We start from the raw sequence: 17,332 nt of genomic DNA, 5'->3' as shown, positions 1-17,332 counted from the left end.
CGGCCGGCATCGAGACGATGCCGGCGACACGCGCTTCGGATCGAGATTGGATAGTGGCCCAGACCATTGAGGAGATCTGATCCCGGGCAAACACCGGCGCCTCAGTGAATGGTCACCGGCGTCGTATCCAAGAGCGAACGCGTAAGGTCGATTTCAATGCGCCGAGCAACCGTCAGCGCCTGAAGCACGGCTTCGCCGGTGCGGGGGCAGTTAGGGGCGATCGCTTTCGCGGCGCTTCCAAAGGTAGCATCCTTGCCCACCTGCCGTTCGTAAGCTTCCAGACGCTCCAAATGATCCGGTAGGATCGTCACGAACCTTCGTGAACAAAACAAAATCACATTGCGACGATGAACGAGGCTTTCCCAGATCTGGTGCCGAAGGATGACCTTGAACCGGATGCCGTGCTCATCACAAATTTCATGAACCGCCGTCAGCTTCGCGCGGTACTCCGGGTCGGCAAGGTCACGCTCATCCCGCTTGATCTCGATGAGCGTGACGGTGCCATCAGGTGCAACCAATTCGACGTCGATAGTGTAAACCTGCTTTTTGCCTCGTCGCGTGAATTCGAAACGTACCGACTCCGATGCGACCCGAACCACGGCGAACTCCACCTCGGCGCGTGTCAGGAAATCGTACTGCGCCGCACCCTGCCAGTGGAGAACACGTCCGGCCTTGCGGCTTGTGTACCAGCCATTTTCATGGGCGAGTCCGCCGTTGAAGGTACGCAGGGCACCTCCATCGTCAGCCCGGATCATTCGGACATGGTGCGCATCACTATGTTTGTCGCGGGCGAACTGGGGCGTTGGGTCGCCATTTGAGCTGAGCAATAGCTCCGGCAGGTGATCGTGGTCTGCGGCATCGAATGTCATTGATCGTTCCTTCCATCTCGCAACCGGATGCGATGGACGTGAGGGGGCATGATCCGGGGAGGCCCCGAACCTTGACAGGTTTCACGGAATGAAGGAGATCAGGGCAGTAAGGTCCTTGATCTTCTATGGGCCTCGCTGGTTGCACCCGGCGGGGCCTTTTCATTTCCGTAGCTTGGTAATGTTTTCGCGTGTTCGCGCGGCCATCTGCTACGACATCATCGTTCTCCTCCCGCTGGTTGCGGATAATTCGCAGGCCAGAGCTGGGCAGGCGTAAAGGCTGCCGCTGCGGCGATGGCCTCTTCCACCCTGCGCGAGCGCACGAGGCCTTTGGAAACTCTGGTGACGGTGCTGGGACTGACGCTCAAATCACGGGCGATTTGCGACAGCGAAGTGCCACGGCGCTCCAGCGACCATTTGATGTGCCCGTGCCATTTTTCGCCGCCCATTGCCTGCCTCACCTTGAACGTGATTTGCGCCAAGTCACAGCGGCTATTTGCCCCGGCGACTTATATGCGATTCGAATCATGAATCGTTACAGCCGTCAAGTTGACGCCAAATGATATGGCAAAGACATACTTAGTATGTCGTCTATAATACCACCATAGCGAAGTTATGTATTGATATTACTCAAGAACAAAAATAGGAGATGTCACAGATTATGCATATGGTTATTAATATGTAATATCCCTAGTAATTAATATAACAAGGACAAGAATAGACCTTATTCTATTACTCGCTTTGACTGCTTCGTATTATTATGATTTTCCATTGATAATATATCTTTACGGTGCATTCAAATGATGTGAATAAAAAAGCGAGTCCAGCTCCTCAGTGCGCTTAGCGAAAGCGGTTTCTTGGACCCTCTTCGCTGGTGAGTTTTCTAAAATTATTTTGGTACATGGGGAGCTGGGACCACGGCAGGATCCACGAACGGCCGGTATCAAGACCCGTGGCCCTCTGTCGAAGGCCGGGTAGCGTCGTCGGCAGGGATAGCCGTTTGCAGGAGTTGAGGCGGCGGTGGGCTGCCCGCGCACTCTGACCCATGACGCGATGGACGCGACGCAAAGCTGCTTCCTGAAGTCCTGAATTGTCGCCTTATGTTCGATCGCGTTCAAAGTCGTAAGCGTCGTCTAAAGGCTGCCGAACGGCGGTAACTGGGCGGAAAGCCGCGTAAACGGTTTGGACTACGATCCCATCAAAACGCGTTTCATCGCGTCCCCAAAATGCGCCGCAGGGCGGAAACTAATGGGGGTGAGCGAAGGGGGGCTTTGACCACAATCCGTGATAATGGAACGGGCACCGGCACCCCACGCACGCGCTAATGTTCCTGTTGAAAGGGCAACCAAACCCTTACCGCCCCTCTGGTAGTATTTGCGCCCCACCGCGCTATCATAGGAATACGAACCCATAGACATCGCCCGGGGGGGGGGAATCATGCAAATTGAGAAAATCCAAGTCGAGGGATTTCGCCTGCTGCGGAACATCGAGATCCTTATGGAGCCCTCATCAACGGTGATTGTCGGCCGCAACAATAGTGGAAAAACCTCGCTCACTGACGTCTTCGATCGGTTTATGGCCAACGGCCCATCGTTTCGTTTCCAGGACTTCTCCGCAGCCAATCGCGCCATGTTCGTTGACGCCAGAAAGGCGCGCCAGGCCGGTCAGGCTCCGACCGCCGTGCTGGCTATGCTTCCTCGTATCGCAGTCACCCTGACCTTCTCGTACGAAAAGGACGCGAAGGATGTCGGACCACTATCGCCCTTCCTGATCGACCTCGATACGGAGTCGACCTCGGTCATAGCGCGTCTTGAATATGCTCCGTCGCTCAAAACCCTAGCGGCGTTGCTAGAGCTGCCCGGAGAGGCGGACGCCGCCGCCGACGGACAAAGCGAACCTATGCCTCTTGCGGACGGAGAAGGCGCTGCCCCAGAGCCTGCGAAGGCCATCGCGGCCGTACCCGTCATTGGCGACGTTGAAGCAGATGCTGTCCCCGCTGACCAAGCGTCGCCTTGGAAGGACGCGTTCTTTCGGCACTTGAAGGACGCCATCCCCGGTTCTTACGGCGTGCAAGTCTGGGCCATAGATCCGACCAACTCGAACAATCGCCGTCAGCTCGACGAGCCCAAGCTTTCCGCCCTGCTCCAAACCAATTTTGTGCGCGCTCAGCGCACTCTGGATCATGCCAGCCAAGGCGACGCCGATGTCATTGGCAAGCTGCTGAGCGCGCTCTACAAGACGGCCAAATCTCCATCGGCTGCGGTTTCTGACCGAGAACTCGCGGACAGGCTGAAACTGTCAGTCGAAGACATCGAGCGCGGCGTCCAGAAGGATTTCGACCAGCTGCTGGATCAGCTCCTGCCGGCGATGGACATCCTCGGGTTTCCCGGCGCCAACGATGCCAAGCTCTTGCCCGAGACCACGCTGAAGGTGGAGGCGCTGCTGAACGACCACACGAAGGTCGTCTACAGGAGCATCGACGGAGTTCACCTGCCCGAGGGCTATAACGGCCTGGGGACCCGCAACCTCATCTACATGCTTCTACAGCTCCAGAGCTTCCACAAGGAGTATCGAACCAGGGAGCCGCGGCCGACGAGCCATCTGATCTTTGTAGAAGAGCCCGAAGCCCATCTCCATCCCCAGATGCAGGAGGTCTTCATCGCACAGCTGAAGAAGGCGGTGAAGGAGCTGTCCAAAGAATACCCTGACCAGCCAGAGTGGAAGGTCCAGTTCGTCATCACGACTCATTCGCCGCACGTCGCGAACGCCGCGACCTTCGAGGCCGTCCGCTATTTTCTGAACAATCCACCCGACGCCGGCGAGCTTCGTCACACCACGGTGAAGGATTTCAAAAAGGGAGCGGCCTTCATCCCCGACCCCGACAAAGAATTTTTGCACCAGTACATGACCCTGACCAAATGCGACCTCTATTTCGCGGACAAGGCCATCATGGTGGAGGGCGCTACCGAGCGCATCCTAATGCCGCGCCTGCGCGAACTCGTCGATGAGACCCTGCAGGACGGTCATAAGCTCGCGAGGCAATATGTGACGACGATCGAGGTCGGGGGCGCCTTTGCTCACCTGCTCTATCCCTTGGTCGATTTCCTCGAGCTCAAGACACTCATCATTACCGATCTTGATACGACCAAAGGCGTTACCAAGGCCGACAAGAACGGCAAGGTCGCGACCCGATACGTGAAATGTCCGGTTACCGAAGGCGAGCGCACCGCTAACAACGCCATTCGCTACTTCTTCAAGTCGGAGGGCGATGACAAGCTGCCGCAGTTCAAGCCGGACGAACTGCTCAAAATGGACGGCAAGGGAAAAACCAAGGGGTCACGCCGGATTGCCTATCAGATCCCGGAGATCGAGGATCCCGGGCACTGCGCTCGCAGCTTCGAAGACGCACTCGTCCTTGCCAATCCCGAACACTTCGGACTGTCCCAGGACGTCGACGCCGGCTTGGCTTGGGAAAAGGCGGAAGATTTGGCGAGCACCGAATCCAAAGCTGACATCGCCTTGCGCTATGCGATCAAGGAAAAAGACTGGGCTGTCCCAAGATATATCCGGGAGGGCCTGACCTGGCTGTCTGAACCACCCCCTCCGCCTGCCGCCCCGCCGCCGCTCATTGCAGGCGCCGCTGAAGCGGAAGATCCCGCAGATATGGAAGGCCCTGTGGCCGTTCCTGGCACCAGCGAATGAGCGACCAAGCGGACAGCCCTGCGCTCAAGGCCGCCAAGGAAGCCCAAGCGAAGGTGGAGGCGTGCCTGGGCAGCGGGGAGAGCTTCCGGCTGGAAGCCGGCGCGGGCGCGGGCAAGACGTATTCACTCGTCGAGGCCCTGAAAAAGCTCATCGTCGAACGCGGTCCGTCCCTCCTTCAGGCCGGCCAGCAGATCGCCTGCATCACTTTCACTGAGGTGGCGCGCAATGAAATCGCGCAAGAGGTTGAGGACCATCCGGCAATCCTGGTCCAGACCATCCACGCCTTCTGCTGGGCCTTCATGGCTCAGTTCCAGCCAGCCTTGAGAAAGCTGGTTGCCGCCAAGGACGGCAAGACCATCGAAAAGATCGAGGCCGGCGGCGGCGTCGGAGAAAAGCCTGTCAGCTACGATTTTGGTCACTTCAAGGTTCGTGACGACGAGATCACCCTGCACCATGACGATGTGCCGGTCTTCATGGCGAAACTGATTGCCTTGCCGAAATTCCGCCGGCTCTTGGCCCAGCAGTTTCCAGTGATCTTCATCGACGAGTATCAGGACACGAACCGCGACTTCATGGAGGCGATCAACGCCCACATGTTCGGCGCCGAAGGCGCACCGCTCATCGGACTGTTTGGGGATCACTGGCAAACCATTTACCGTAGCGAATACGATTTGGCGGATTATCCGATCAAAGCCATCGACAAGGGTTCAAATTTCCGATCGGTGCAACCGATCGTCAATGTTCTGAACGCGCTCCGACCCGAACTGGAGCAGGCGGTCAGCGACCCCGACGCGCCCGGCGAAGCCCGGTTTTTCCATGCCAACGCCTTTGACGGCGAGCGCACGAACACAGCTCATTCCAAACTGGACCTGCTGCCAGATCAGGCGCGTGGGGTTCGCGAACAGCTCATGTCGCGTCTCGAAGGTGAGGGTTGGGATCGGTCCAGAACCAAAATCCTCATGCTCACCCATAACGTCCTCGCGGCCGAGCAAGGCTACCCAGGAATCGCCGCCGCCGCGGCGGGGTGGAACGATCAGTTCGTCAAGCTGGAAGACCCCACGCTTAAGATGTTCGCCGAAACCGTCGAACCCATGTGTGCTGCCTACGCCGCCTCAAACTACGGCGAAATGTTCACCGCCTACGGTCAAGGCCCGACGCTGCACGCTCATGAGGACAAGATCTCATGGCGGACCGATATGGATGCGCTGGTGAAGCTGCGTTTGGAAGGCTCGATTGGCGACGTGATCGACCACCTAAAAGCAAGCCGTCGACCTCCGCTGCCCTCCCGTGTACTCCAGCGCGAGGACGATCTCAGCGCCTTGGAAGAGGAACTGGCCCCCGAGGCCCACGAGTCGTTGCTTCGGCACCAAAAGCTTCGTGAGGTTCCCTACGCTGAGGTGCTTGAGCTTCTGAAATTTATCGAGGGATCAACGCCCTTTGCAACCCAGCACAGCGTTAAGGGCGCGGAGTTTGATAATGTGCTCGTAGTCCTGGGCGGCGGTTGGAACCACTACAACTGGCCACGCTTCCTAGAGTTGCTCGAGACAAAAGCCTTGGACAAGCAGAACACTAAGGGCTTTTATCGAGCGCGAAATCTCTTTTACGTTGCCATATCCCGGCCCCGAAAAAAGCTGGCTGTGCTTGCCACCCAAACGCTCTCGGCGACTTCTTTGGCAACCGCAGTCAGACTGTTCGGTAATGATTGCGTCGAACAACTCCCGCTAGAACAGCTTGGCTAAAATAATTCAATCTAGTAAATCTAAAGAAGGCCACCATTACCAATCATGTGCACATATTTATCGACAGACATTGAAGATCGTTTGCAGCTCCTCCGGCGTCTGGCAATCGACGTTTCCATTCTAGCTACTGCCCATCACTCCAGCTTAGTTCATGGACCTTGCGAGTTATCGAGCCGGAACGAGGGTTACGAACAAAGAAGAGCTAAGACGACTGAAATGCCGACGTGCCGCTGAGCTTAACGAGAGACTGCTTTTGGGTATTGGCAATGGTGCCCTGAGCGTCCGGCCCTGGGTTGAGCCAAGCATCTACTTCTCGGTCGGGATCCAATCGGTCGCGACGTAAAGCGACTGGCAGAACGCGGCAGCTGATGCCGCGATTGCAGCCCAGCGGCTCCATTCACTCTGGCGCTTCAACGTGAACTCCATGTCCGAGCCGTCGAACATCGTCCAAGCCGCGTAACCCGAGCGGCCGTGCTTTTCGAAATGTTTTTCTCGCATCCGGTTGGCCGCTGCGGGAGGGACCTTCACTACAGCCGATCGCCACCAGAGCCCGGCAGCCAAAATCGATAGAACGGCCGTCGAGATGGCAAGGGCGGTCTTGATTGCCGTGATTGCTCCTGTGATCATCAACGCCTCGTATCTTCGCTTTATGACGCGTCGCTCAGCGATACGAGCCCATTCAGGCTTCGTCACCCTGCCTACAGACGAAGCGCCTCCTCATCGTAGGGCCTCACGCATTACCTAGCAGCGCGGAACACCATCTCAATGGCAGAACCACGCTTTCCCTCCATCAAGGCAAACCACGCCGACAGAGGCTTCTGTCACGGAGGACAGGTTTCGATGTCAAAGGATAAAGCGCTGGATGCCCCGTGAGGATTCGAACCTCAATAGGCGGTATCAGAAACCGCAGTCTTACCATTAGACGACGGGGCATCAGCGAGGGCGCGATCTAGGCGGGCGGTTTGGCGCTGTCAACGCCCTAGATGTTGCCGATGCGCCACGTCGCTTGCGTAATCGTGCCGCCGCGCTACATTCGTGGTCAAGCACCGGGCGGGTATTTTCCCGCGGCGGCAGACATAGATAGCGAGTTTTACGGCGATGGGGGATGTTTCCGCCCGAATGCCGTTCCGGCAGGGCAGTCCTGCCCGTCCGGCGGCGACCCGGCCCGGTCGAGGGCGGTGGGCCGATGCGCAGGCGTTTGCCGCGCTGGATCTCGGCACCAACAATTGCAGATTGCTGATCGCGCGACCGCAGGCTGGCGGCTTTGCGGTGATCGACGCGTTCTCGCGAATCGTCCGGCTGGGCGAGGGCTTGGCCTCGACCGGCAAGCTGAGCGATGCGGCGATCGAGCGGACGATCGCTGCCTTGCGCGTGTGTTCGGACAAGTTGCAGCGCCGCAACGTCACGCTGGCGCGGTCGGTCGCGACGGAAGCGTGTCGGCAGGCCTCGAACGGGCCAGCGTTCATTGCGCGCGCGCTTGCCGAGACGGGCATCCACCTCGACATCATCTCCGCCGAGGAAGAAGCCCGGCTGGCGGTGCTCGGCTGCCATGCGCTGATCGAGCCTGGCGAGGATCCTGCGCTCGTGTTCGATATCGGCGGCGGGTCGACCGAGCTCGTGCTGGTCGATACGTCGACGCCGATCCCGACCGTGCTCGACTGGCATTCGGCGCCGTGGGGCGTGGTGTCGCTGACCGAGCACGCGGGCGGTGGCGAAGGCGAGGACGGCCGTCGTGCCGCCTATGCGCGGATGCGACAGGTCGTCGCGGACAGCTTTGCGGGGTTTGCAGCCCGCCTTCCCCGACATATCGAGCGGCCACGGTTGCTCGGCACCAGCGGCACCGTGACGACGCTTGGCAGCGTGCATCTCGGGCTCAGCCATTACGACCGTTCGGTGGTCGACGGGCTAATCGTGCCGGCGTCGGCGATGCGGAAGATCAGCGCCGACCTTTCCCATATGTCGATCACGGAGCGCGCCAAGCTGCCGTGCATCGGCAACGAGCGCGCCGACCTGGTGGTCGCGGGCTGTGCCATTCTGGAGACGATCATGGATTTGTGGCCCGCCGAACGGCTCGGCATCGCCGACCGCGGCATTCGCGAGGGGATTTTACGCCGGCTGATGGGCGCGCCCAAACCGGGTAAATCGGGGATCGCGGCATGAGTCGCGGTGGCTCCGGTGGGCATGTGCGTGTCCTTACCGCGCGGAAACGGACCGCGCAGTCGACGCGGTGGCTCGAGCGCCAGCTGAACGATCCGTATGTGAAGCGTGCGAAGGCGGACGGCTATCGCAGCCGGGCCGCGTACAAGCTGATCGAACTCGACGAGCGGTTCGAGCTGATCCGCGGGTCGAAGCGCGTCGTCGATCTCGGGATCGCGCCAGGTGGCTGGGCACAGGTTATTCGCAGGCGGATACCCAAGGCGGCGGTGGTCGGGATCGACCTGCTCCCGGTCGATCCGATCGAGGGCGTGACGATCTTCGAGATGGATTTCCTCGACGATGCCGCGCCAGGCAAGCTGATTGAGGCGCTGGGTGGTGCACCGGATCTGGTGCTGTCGGATATGGCTGCAAATACGGTCGGCCATCCGCAGACCGATGCGTTGCGGACGATGGCGCTGGTCGAGACGGCGCTGCACTTTGCCTGCGAGGTGCTGGAGCCGGGTGGCACCTTCGTGTCAAAGGTGTTCGCTGGGGGTGCCGACTCCGAGTTGGTTGCGGAGATGAAGCGGAACTTCAAGACGGTGAAGCATGCCAAGCCGCCGGCTAGCCGGAAGGGATCGGTCGAGTGGTTCGTGGTAGCGCAGGGGTTTAAAGGCCGAGACCCGAAATAGCGCAGCTATTTCGGATTAAGTCAAAAGCCCGGCCAGCGTTGCGCAGCAACGACTGACGACGCGGCTTTGCCGTGGCGCCCTGCCTTAGGGTGATGCGTAGAGCGCCGGCTGGGGTTTCCCCGCGAAGGCGGGGATCCAGACTGGGCTCCCGCCTTCGCGGGAGAACAGGGGAGTAGGTCGGGTCGACTGCTGTCGCGGGGCCCTACCCTCTCCCCTTCAGGAAGAGGGTATAAAGAAAAAGCCCGCGGACTTGGGTCCACGGGCTCTCTCTATTTCGCGCGCCGCAGCAAAGCCGCGTCGTCGGTCGGGCGATGCCCGCCGGCCGGGGATTCGGCCTAGACGGGGATTAGCAAGTGCTAATCCCCTGCCTCATCCCTCGTAATCCGCGCCCAAATTCTGATTCCGCGGCGGCGCAGCGGCGGTAAGCCGCAGAGCCTCGGCCGAAGCAGCCAGGCTGCCGACGGCATCGACCTCGTCGTCGTCGTCGACGCGAACCTTCTGCAAGCCCTGGATGACCTGTTCCTTGAGATGCGCCGGCTTGACGTTCTCGTCAGCGATCTCGCGCAGCGCGACGACCGGGTTCTTGTCGCGGTCGCGGTCGAGCGTCAGTTCGGCGCCGCCCGAGATCTGGCGCGCACGCTGGGCCGCGAACAACACCAGGTCGAACCGGTTGGGGATCTTGTCGACACAATCCTCGACGGTAACGCGCGCCATGCGGCTTCCTTCGTAACAACGATAGAATGAGAATGCGTCGCCTACGGGGGGTGGCCCGCAAAGTCAAGAATTGCGCCGCCCCCGCTTCCTGGAGCCTGCCGCGGGTTGCCACCCGTACCCCGCTTGTCCATCACGCACGCCATGGACGATCCCACCGAACAGCCGACATTCGCCGTCGACGGCAACCAGATGACGCTGCTCGATACCGGCCCCCGCCGCCTCGACGCGGTGCTTGCGCTGATCGACGGCGCCGAGCGGACCTTGCGCGTGCTCTATTACATCTACGCCGACGACGAGTCCGGCAAACGCGTCAACGCGGCGCTCATCGCCGCCGCCAAGCGCGGTGTGGACGTCGCGCTGATCGTCGACGGCTTCGGCAGCGACGATGCGTCGCATGCCTTCTTCGAACCGCTCGAAGCCGCCAACATCTCCGTATGCCGGTTCTCCGCAAGGTTCGGTCGCCGCTATCTCCTGCGCAACCATCAGAAGCTCGCGCTCGCCGACGAAGCGCGGATCATCATCGGCGGCTTCAATATCGAGGACGATTATTTCGGCACCGCCGCCGAGCAGGCATGGCGCGATCTTGGCCTGCTGGTCGAGGGACCGGCAGCAGGGCGGCTCGCCGGCTATTTCGACGCGCTGAAGGACTGGATCCACGAGCCCAAGAACAAGCTGCGTCGGCTCAACGCCGCGCTGTCGCACTGGAGCGAAACCAAGGGCGCGACCCGGTGGCTGATCGGCGGCCCGACGCGCAAGCTCTCGCCCTGGGCGCGCGCGGTGCGCGACGACATGCGGCGCGGGCGGCGGATCGACATCATCGCCGGCTATTTCACGCCCAGCCCCGCGCTGCTGCGGCGGCTCGACAAGGCCGGGCGACGGCAGGCGGACGTCCGGATCGTCACCGCGAGCAAATCGGACAACAACGCGACGATCGCCGCCGCGCGGTTCACCTATGCGGGGCTGTTGCGCAAGGGCGTGCGGCTGTTCGAATACCAGCCGACTAAATTGCATACCAAGCTCTACGTGATCGACGACGCGGTCCATATCGGCTCGGCGAACTTCGACATGCGCAGCCTGTTCATCAACCTCGAACTGATGCTGAGGATCGATGATGCGGCGTTCGCGGCGCATGTTCGCGGCTATATCAATGGCGAGGTTGCCAAGTCGACCGAGGTCACCAAGGCGCTGTACCAGGCCAATACCGGGTGGCTGCAGCGACTGAAGCAACTCGGCGCGTATTTCGTGGTGGCGGTGGTGGATCCGAGCCTGTCGCGCGGCCTGAACTTCGGCATCGACGAGTAAGGACGTTGCGACCCGATCGCTAACGTCTCGTTAGCCATGGCATGCCAGAAGGCCGCTCCCGCAGTCCTGGCATTTTCAGCGACGGAATGAGAGCCCATGTTTCAGGTCGAGTATCACGCCCGTACCAATCTCCTGACGCTGACGGTCGAAGGATTCTGGCAGCCGGACGACGTCACCGCGTTCGCCGCATGCGTGGGCGCCAAGGTGCAGGAAGTGATCGCGATCAGGACGGATTTCGACGTCATCGTCGAGTCACTGGACTTTCCCGTCCAGGCGATCGACGTCGCGGATCTGCTGATAAACATCATGCGCGGCGGGATGGCACACACCAGCGGCCGCGCAGCCGTGGTGGTCGGCAGCCACCTGAACAAGGTTCAGGCCGAGCGCACGCTCGTTCATCCTCGGGTCCGCGTGTTCCTCGCGCTTACTGACGCCAAGCGGTGGTTGGCCGAGGTAGCTTTAGTCTAGCTTCTCGTCACTGCACCGCACCTATGGCAAAGCCGCCGTCGAAAGGGTCGGCTATTTAGCCGACCCGCAGACCGGGCCTGACGACACGTAGCGCTATGCTCGCGCATCAGCGCGGGCGCAGCCGTGCGTCAGTCCTTCCAGGCCCAGTACAGCTGCGCGGGCGGTACGTTCCACCACTCCATGTCGTGATCGATCGACTCGAAATGCGGTGTCAGGAAGTCCTTCACCTTGGGCGAGAACTGATAAACGAGGAACGCGCCGCCGGTACGCAGTACCGACTGCGTAGCAGCCGCGATCGCGGGGCCGACGCCGGGGGGGAGCGTCGAGAAAGGCAGGCCCGACAGGACGTAATCTGCAGATTCATGACCATGATCGGCGACGATCTTCTCGACCTCGTCCGCAGACCCCAGCACCGCGATGAACCGCGGATCGGTGATCGTGTGGCGCAGATACTGGATGAAGTCCGGGTTCGTATCGATCACGATCAGCGTCGCGTCGGGCGCCATGCGGTCGAGAATCGGGCGACAGAAGGTGCCGACGCCGGGGCCGTATTCGACGAACAGCTTGCAGTTCGCCCAGTCGACCGGACCCAGCATCTTGCGGATCAGCTTGTCGGACGACGGTACGATCGACCCGACCATGACCGGATGTTTCAGGAACCCCGAAAAGAACATCTGCCACGGGGACGGCACGCCAGCGGGGCGGCTGCGTGCACGCCGGGTGGCGGTGGTCGAACTGGGCATCGCGTTCCTTACGATCAATGGTCTCGCAACAGTGGCGAGGCTTTGGCCCTCCCGTCGCACGAATTCCGAACGCGTTTCAAGGGCTGCAAGTTGCATCGGGCGACGAACCGAAGTGGAAGTCGTGCCGCGACAAGCATTTCCGAGCGCTTTGCCAACCGCGCGGCATCGTTTAAGCATCGGCCATGCACGACGATCGGACGGGACAGATAGCGGTCATTTTCGTGTCGTTCCGTAACGCGAAGGACGCGATCGGATACGGCGAGGCCGCCGTGGCGATGGACGCGCTCGCCGCCGCGCAACCCGGCTATCGCGGCGTCGACAGTGCGCGCGAGGCGGATGGCATGGGAATCACCGTGAGCTATTGGGCCGACGATGCCGCGGCGATCGCCTGGCGCGATCATCCCGAACATGCCGCGATTCGCGAATCCGGGCGCGCGTACTGGTATGATCGCTATTCGGTGAGCGTCGCGCGGGTCGACCGCTCCTATGCCTGGCCGCGGTCGTGAGCGGCTCGGTCACCGAAGGCCCGAGGATCGACCGGCGGTTCGCGCTGATGTTCCTCGTGATGTTGACCATCGCGGCAGGGAATACCGCATTGCAGTCGGTGCTGCCCGCGCTGGGGCGGTCGCTCGGGGTCGCCGACAGCGCGGTGGCGGCGGCATTCTCGGTGTCGGCATTGCTATGGGTGATCGCCGCGCCGTTCTGGGCGAACCGATCCGACCGGCACGGCCGACGCGCGATGATCCTGCTCGGGGTTGGCGGGTTCAGCGTGTCGCTCACGCTGTGCGGGGTGTTCCTGCTCGCCGGGATCAACGCATGGATCGGCGGCACCGCGGCGTTCCTGTGCTTCATCGGCGGGCGGCTGATCTACGGGACCTTCGGTGCCGCCGCGCCACCCGCGGTGCAGGCTCTCGTCGCTGGCGAGACGACGCGCGAGGAACGCACCAAGGCGCTGACATTGCTCGCCTCGGCGTTCGGGCTCGGCACCATATTGGGGCCGGCGATCGCGCCGTATCTGATCCTGGGCTCGATCGGCGGGGTCGAGATCGGCTTGGCTGGCCCCGCGTTCTTGTTCGCGGTGTTCGGCGTCGCGGTGTGGATCACGGTGCGACGGATGCTGCCCGACGACCGCGTAGTCGCTCCGCACGAGACGCATGGCGCGAGCTCGGCCTATCCCTCGATCGGCGGCGCGCCGACCGGTGCGTCGGTGGCCGCCGCGACCGGATCGCATGTCGAGCATGTCGGCTACACCGATCCCCGCATCCGCGCGTGGATGATCGCCGGGCTGGTGATGGGCCACGCGCAGGCGATGACCGGGCAGGCGATCGGCTTCCTCGTGATCGACCGCCTCCATCTCGCCCCCGCGATGGCACTGGAGCCGACGGGCATCGTCCTGATGATGGGCGCCGGCGCCGCGCTGCTCGCGCAATGGGGCATCATCCCGCGCCTCAACATGACCCCACGCCAGCTCGTGCTGACCGGACTGGTGCTGGCGGCGGCCGGCACCGCGCTGACCGGGATCGCGACGTCGCTCTACACGATCGCGACCGCCTACGCGCTGGCGAGCCTCGGCTTCGGCTTCACGCGCCCGGGCTTCACCGCAGGCTCGTCGCTCGCCGTCGGCGCCAACGCGCAAGGCTCGGTCGCGGGCAAGGTGACGTCGATAAACGGCGCCAGCTTCGTACTTGGCCCGTCGATCGGCGTCGGATTATACGAGGCGCAACACTCGCTGCCGTACCTCGTCGCGGGCGCCGCATGCGTCGTGATGATCGCTTATGCATGGGCGTCGCTGAAGGATGCCAGGGACAGTTAGAACGGATCGGCCCGAAACGCATTTCGGGCGCACACGTCATCGTTACGCTTGCGCCCTTCACCCGGTCAGGCAGCGCTCGTGTTCCGGCCTGCCGCCTCGCAACCGTCCGCTATTTTGCGGAAACCATGATGCAGTATAAAAGCACCGGCACGCCGATGAGCAGGATCATCAACAACAAGTTCATCTGGATAAGTCGGTTCAGCCATTTCGGCCGCTGCACGGAATGCTCGCCCGCATCCGCTTGCGAATAGTCTTCGATGATTTCCATATCGAACTTGTTGGAAAAGAAATGCCTTGGCCGCATCCGCAAGAAGGGCCGAGGCGAAGGAGCATGATCGTCTATATCCTGGCGCACCGACGGATGATCGCCGGATTTCGAGGCCGAGTCTGACATTATATGGTTTCCGTTTTACTCGAGATCATGGGCGTGCAGAGCACGGCCCAAAGGTCAGATCGAATAAAGCCCGAACTCGAACGGCCTATAGCCGCGAGCTCGGGCTAACCACGTGCGGCGAGTTGCCCGGAATGGTCGCGGAAACGCTTATATGTCGCAGGAGCGTACATGGAAGTTACATCGGATCCGTATGACGTAATGTCAACTTATAGAGGCGGAGACACAAATCGCCGATGCGTAGCCCCCCTCCGCCGGGAGGGGGGCGCTAGTCATTCCGCATCTTTCGCGGGAAAGGCGAAACCGATTGGCTGGATCGCCGTCGCGTCCTGCTTCAGGCGGGCGGCCATCTGTTCGTATTCGCGTTCGGTCTCCGGAGTGACGCTGGCGCGCGACTCCTTCAGCGCCCCCTCGAAGTCGGCCATTGTCACGTCGGTTGAGTCGATCGACCTACGCAATGCCACCAGACCGGCGCGGCGGACGACGTCCTCCAAGTCCGCGCCGGAGAAGCGGTCCGTACGGTCTGCCAGACGGTCGAGGTCGACGTCCGACGCCAGCGGCATCTTCTGGGTCTGGATGCCGAGGATGCGGCGGCGGCCGGCTTTGTCGGGCACGCCAACATAGACGAGCTCGTCGAACCGGCCGGGGCGAAGCAACGCCGGGTCGATCAGGTTCGGGCGGTTGGTCGCGCCGATCACGACGACCGATTGCAGCTCCTCCAGCCCGTCCATCTCGGCGAGGATCGTGTTGACGACGCGCTCGGTGACCTGTGGTTCGCCAGCGCCAGAACCACGCGCAGGCACCAGTGAATCGAGTTCGTCGATGAAGATCACGCACGGTGCGACCTGACGCGCGCGCTGGAACAGGCGCGCGATCTGCTGTTCGCTCTCGCCGTACCATTTGCTCAGCAGATCGGACGATTTGGTGGCGATGAAGTTCGCCTCCGCCTCGCGCGCGACCGCCTTGGCGAGCAACGTCTTGCCGGTGCCGGGCGGGCCGTAGAGCAGGAAGCCCTTGGCCGGACGGATGCCGAGACGACGGAACGCGTCCGGGTTCTTGAGCGGGAGTTCGACGCCCTCCTTCAAGCGCATCTGCGCATCGTCGAGACCGCCGACATCGGCCCAGCGCACGGTCGGCGCCTGCACCATGACTTCGCGCATCGCCGATGGCTGGACGCGTTTGAGTGCTCCCAGGAAATCCTCGCGTGTGACCGACAGTTCGTCGAGCACCTCGGGCGGGATCGTCCGTTCTTCGAGGTTGAGCTTGGGCATGATCCGACGCACCGCCTCGATCGCCGCCTCGCGGGTCAGTGCGGCGAGATCGGCGCCGACGAAGCCGTAGGTGGTGCGCGACAGCTCATCGAGGTCGACGCGATCGCCGAGCGGCATGCCCCGCGTGTGGATGCCGAGGATTTCACGACGGCCACGTTCGTCGGGTACGCCGACGACGATCTCGCGATCGAACCGGCCGGGACGACGCAGCGCTTCGTCGATCGCCTCGGGACGGTTGGTGGCGGCGATCACGACGAGGTTCGCGCGCGACTCGAGACCGTCCATCAGCGTCAGCAACTGCGCGACGAGACGCTTTTCCGCCTCGCCCGACACCTGGCCACGCTTGGGCGCGATCGAATCGATCTCGTCGATGAACACGATCGAAGGCGCTGCCTTCGCCGCCTCCTCGAAGACCTCGCGGAGGCGCGACTCTGACTCTCCGTACGCCGAGCCCATGATCTCGGGGCCGTTGATCAGGAAGAACTGCGCGTCGGATTCGTTCGCGACGGCGCGCGCGAGACGCGTCTTGCCGGTACCGGGAGGGCCGTGCAGCAATACGCCCTTGGGTGGATCAACACCCAGGCGCTGGAACAGCTCGGGGTAGCGCAGCGGCAGTTCGACCATCTCGCGCAACTGGTCGATCGTCTGCGCCATGCCGCCGATATCGTCATAGGTGACGTCGGCACGGCGCGCGGCCTGCGGCTCCTCATATTCGGAGCGGAGTTCGATCTCGGTATTCTCGTCGATGTGCACCACGCCCTTGGGGCTGGCGGCGATCACCGCGAGACGGATCTCCTGCAACGCATACGCCGGCGCGTTCATGAACTGCTGGACGTTGGGCGGCATGTTGCCGACGCGCTGGTGCCCCGCGGTCGCGACGATGTCGCCCTGGCAGATCGGTCGGCCGAGGAAGGTGCGCTTGAGCGCGTTGGTCGAGCCCTGAAGGCGGAGGTTCTGCTGCGCCGGGGCGAACACCACGCGCGTCGCTGGCTTCGACTCAGCCTTGCGCACCTCGACGAAATCGCCCGAGCCGACGCCGGCGTTGGCGCGCTGGAGCCCGTCGATGCGCAGGATGTCGAGGCCCTCGTCCTCAGGATACGGCCCGACGGCGCGCGCTGGCGTGTTCTGCTTGCCGAGGATTTCGATCACGTCGCCCTCGCCGATCCCGAGCGTCGCCATCAATGCGCGCGGCAAATGCGCCAGGCCACGGCCGCTATCCTCGGGACGCGCATTGGCTACCTGGATTTTCCGCGTCGGCACTTCGCTGTCGGGCATCTCAATTCCTTCGAACTCGAAGCGTGTGAGATGGGGAGCCGGTTCCGTCGGTGCGAGGACTTGAACCGCACGCGGGCCGGTAAAAACACAAAAAAAGGGCCGGCCAATGAAGGCCAGCCCATGAAAGTTTTTAGGAGAGGATGCCTGAAAGGCGAGGTCTTTTTGCGTCGAGACGGTTCGTGTTGCAAGTGCGAAGGGATCAGCTACGATTGCGCTAACT

At 62.0% G+C, this 17,332-nt stretch carries 15 protein-coding genes and 1 tRNA gene; 8 read left to right on the top strand and 8 right to left on the bottom strand.

All coding sequences use genetic code 11. From position 1 onward, the window contains the following. Positions 1-101 precede the first annotated feature (101 nt). Both AC3D24_RS13800 and AC3D24_RS13795 read right to left on the bottom strand, forming a co-directional pair. Positions 102-869 (bottom strand): Tn7 transposase TnsA N-terminal domain-containing protein, encoded by a 768-nt coding sequence (locus AC3D24_RS13800; protein ID WP_489031500.1) that lies wholly within the window; start codon positions 867-869, stop codon positions 102-104. A 215-nt stretch (positions 870-1,084) separates the two neighbouring features. After that, positions 1,085-1,348 (bottom strand): helix-turn-helix domain-containing protein, encoded by a 264-nt coding sequence (locus tag AC3D24_RS13795; protein WP_489031498.1) that lies wholly within the window; start codon positions 1,346-1,348, stop codon positions 1,085-1,087. Between the two features lie 955 nt (positions 1,349-2,303). Here AC3D24_RS13795 and AC3D24_RS13790 point away from each other — a divergent pair. Both AC3D24_RS13790 and AC3D24_RS13785 read left to right on the top strand, forming a co-directional pair. After that, the gene (locus tag AC3D24_RS13790; protein WP_489031496.1) at positions 2,304-4,568 is read left to right on the top strand and encodes an AAA family ATPase; all 2,265 of its coding nucleotides are present in this window, start codon (positions 2,304-2,306) and stop codon (positions 4,566-4,568) included. Next, positions 4,565-6,307: a UvrD-helicase domain-containing protein gene (locus tag AC3D24_RS13785; RefSeq protein WP_489031494.1), complete on the top strand. Its 1,743-nt coding sequence runs from the start codon at positions 4,565-4,567 to the stop codon at positions 6,305-6,307. Before AC3D24_RS13790 ends, AC3D24_RS13785 begins: the two co-directional genes overlap by 4 nt. 306 nt (positions 6,308-6,613) lie before the next feature. On the opposite strand, the gene AC3D24_RS13780 is transcribed toward AC3D24_RS13785, so the two are convergent. Further along, a complete protein-coding gene (locus tag AC3D24_RS13780; RefSeq protein WP_489031492.1) occupies positions 6,614-6,934 on the bottom strand; it encodes a hypothetical protein in 321 nt (106 codons plus the stop codon). 232 nt (positions 6,935-7,166) lie between these two features. After that, a tRNA-Gln gene (locus AC3D24_RS13775) sits at positions 7,167-7,240 on the bottom strand. Between the two features lie 165 nt (positions 7,241-7,405). Here AC3D24_RS13775 and AC3D24_RS13770 point away from each other — a divergent pair. Together AC3D24_RS13770 and AC3D24_RS13765 are read left to right on the top strand one after the other, a co-directional pair. Beyond that, complete coding sequence (locus AC3D24_RS13770; protein ID WP_489031490.1) at positions 7,406-8,467, top strand: Ppx/GppA phosphatase family protein; 1,062 nt, start codon at positions 7,406-7,408, stop codon at positions 8,465-8,467. Beyond that, positions 8,464-9,135: an RlmE family RNA methyltransferase gene (locus tag AC3D24_RS13765; protein WP_056053985.1), complete on the top strand. Its 672-nt coding sequence runs from the start codon at positions 8,464-8,466 to the stop codon at positions 9,133-9,135. The genes AC3D24_RS13770 and AC3D24_RS13765 overlap by 4 nt, the downstream gene beginning before the upstream one ends. A 369-nt stretch (positions 9,136-9,504) precedes the next feature. Here AC3D24_RS13765 and rpoZ read toward each other — a convergent pair whose 3' ends face one another. Further along, entirely contained in the window at positions 9,505-9,849 is a 345-nt protein-coding gene (gene rpoZ / locus AC3D24_RS13760; protein ID WP_055882033.1) for a DNA-directed RNA polymerase subunit omega, read from the bottom strand. A gap of 141 nt (positions 9,850-9,990) precedes the next feature. Between rpoZ and AC3D24_RS13755 the strand changes: the two genes are divergently transcribed. Both AC3D24_RS13755 and AC3D24_RS13750 read left to right on the top strand, forming a co-directional pair. Then, on the top strand, positions 9,991-11,151 hold the full coding sequence (locus tag AC3D24_RS13755) for a phospholipase D-like domain-containing protein (protein WP_489031487.1): 1,161 nt from the start codon (positions 9,991-9,993) through the stop codon (positions 11,149-11,151). Between the two features lie 96 nt (positions 11,152-11,247). After that, on the top strand, positions 11,248-11,619 hold the full coding sequence (locus AC3D24_RS13750; RefSeq protein ID WP_489031485.1) for a hypothetical protein: 372 nt from the start codon (positions 11,248-11,250) through the stop codon (positions 11,617-11,619). Between the two features lie 128 nt (positions 11,620-11,747). Here AC3D24_RS13750 and AC3D24_RS13745 read toward each other — a convergent pair whose 3' ends face one another. Then, the gene (locus AC3D24_RS13745; RefSeq protein WP_489031483.1) at positions 11,748-12,362 is read right to left on the bottom strand and encodes a class I SAM-dependent methyltransferase; all 615 of its coding nucleotides are present in this window, start codon (positions 12,360-12,362) and stop codon (positions 11,748-11,750) included. A gap of 182 nt (positions 12,363-12,544) precedes the next feature. On the opposite strand from AC3D24_RS13745, the gene AC3D24_RS13740 reads away from it, so the two are divergent. Together AC3D24_RS13740 and AC3D24_RS13735 are read left to right on the top strand one after the other, a co-directional pair. Further along, positions 12,545-12,868: an antibiotic biosynthesis monooxygenase gene (locus AC3D24_RS13740; protein ID WP_489031481.1), complete on the top strand. Its 324-nt coding sequence runs from the start codon at positions 12,545-12,547 to the stop codon at positions 12,866-12,868. Positions 12,869-12,915: 47 nt separating this feature from the next. Next, a complete protein-coding gene (locus tag AC3D24_RS13735; RefSeq protein WP_489033161.1) occupies positions 12,916-14,175 on the top strand; it encodes an MFS transporter in 1,260 nt (419 codons plus the stop codon). A gap of 109 nt (positions 14,176-14,284) precedes the next feature. Here the strand turns inward: AC3D24_RS13735 and AC3D24_RS13730 are convergent, their stop codons facing one another. Then, positions 14,285-14,569, bottom strand: a complete 285-nt coding sequence (locus tag AC3D24_RS13730; RefSeq protein ID WP_489031479.1) for a hypothetical protein — start codon at positions 14,567-14,569, stop codon at positions 14,285-14,287. 269 nt (positions 14,570-14,838) lie between these two features. After that, positions 14,839-17,112 (bottom strand): CDC48 family AAA ATPase, encoded by a 2,274-nt coding sequence (locus AC3D24_RS13725; protein WP_489031477.1) that lies wholly within the window; start codon positions 17,110-17,112, stop codon positions 14,839-14,841. Positions 17,113-17,332 lie beyond the last annotated feature (220 nt).

The sequence above is a fragment of the Sphingomonas sp. SL1004 genome, assembly GCF_057815015.1.
This window is presented reverse-complemented; position numbering and strand designations above follow the sequence as displayed.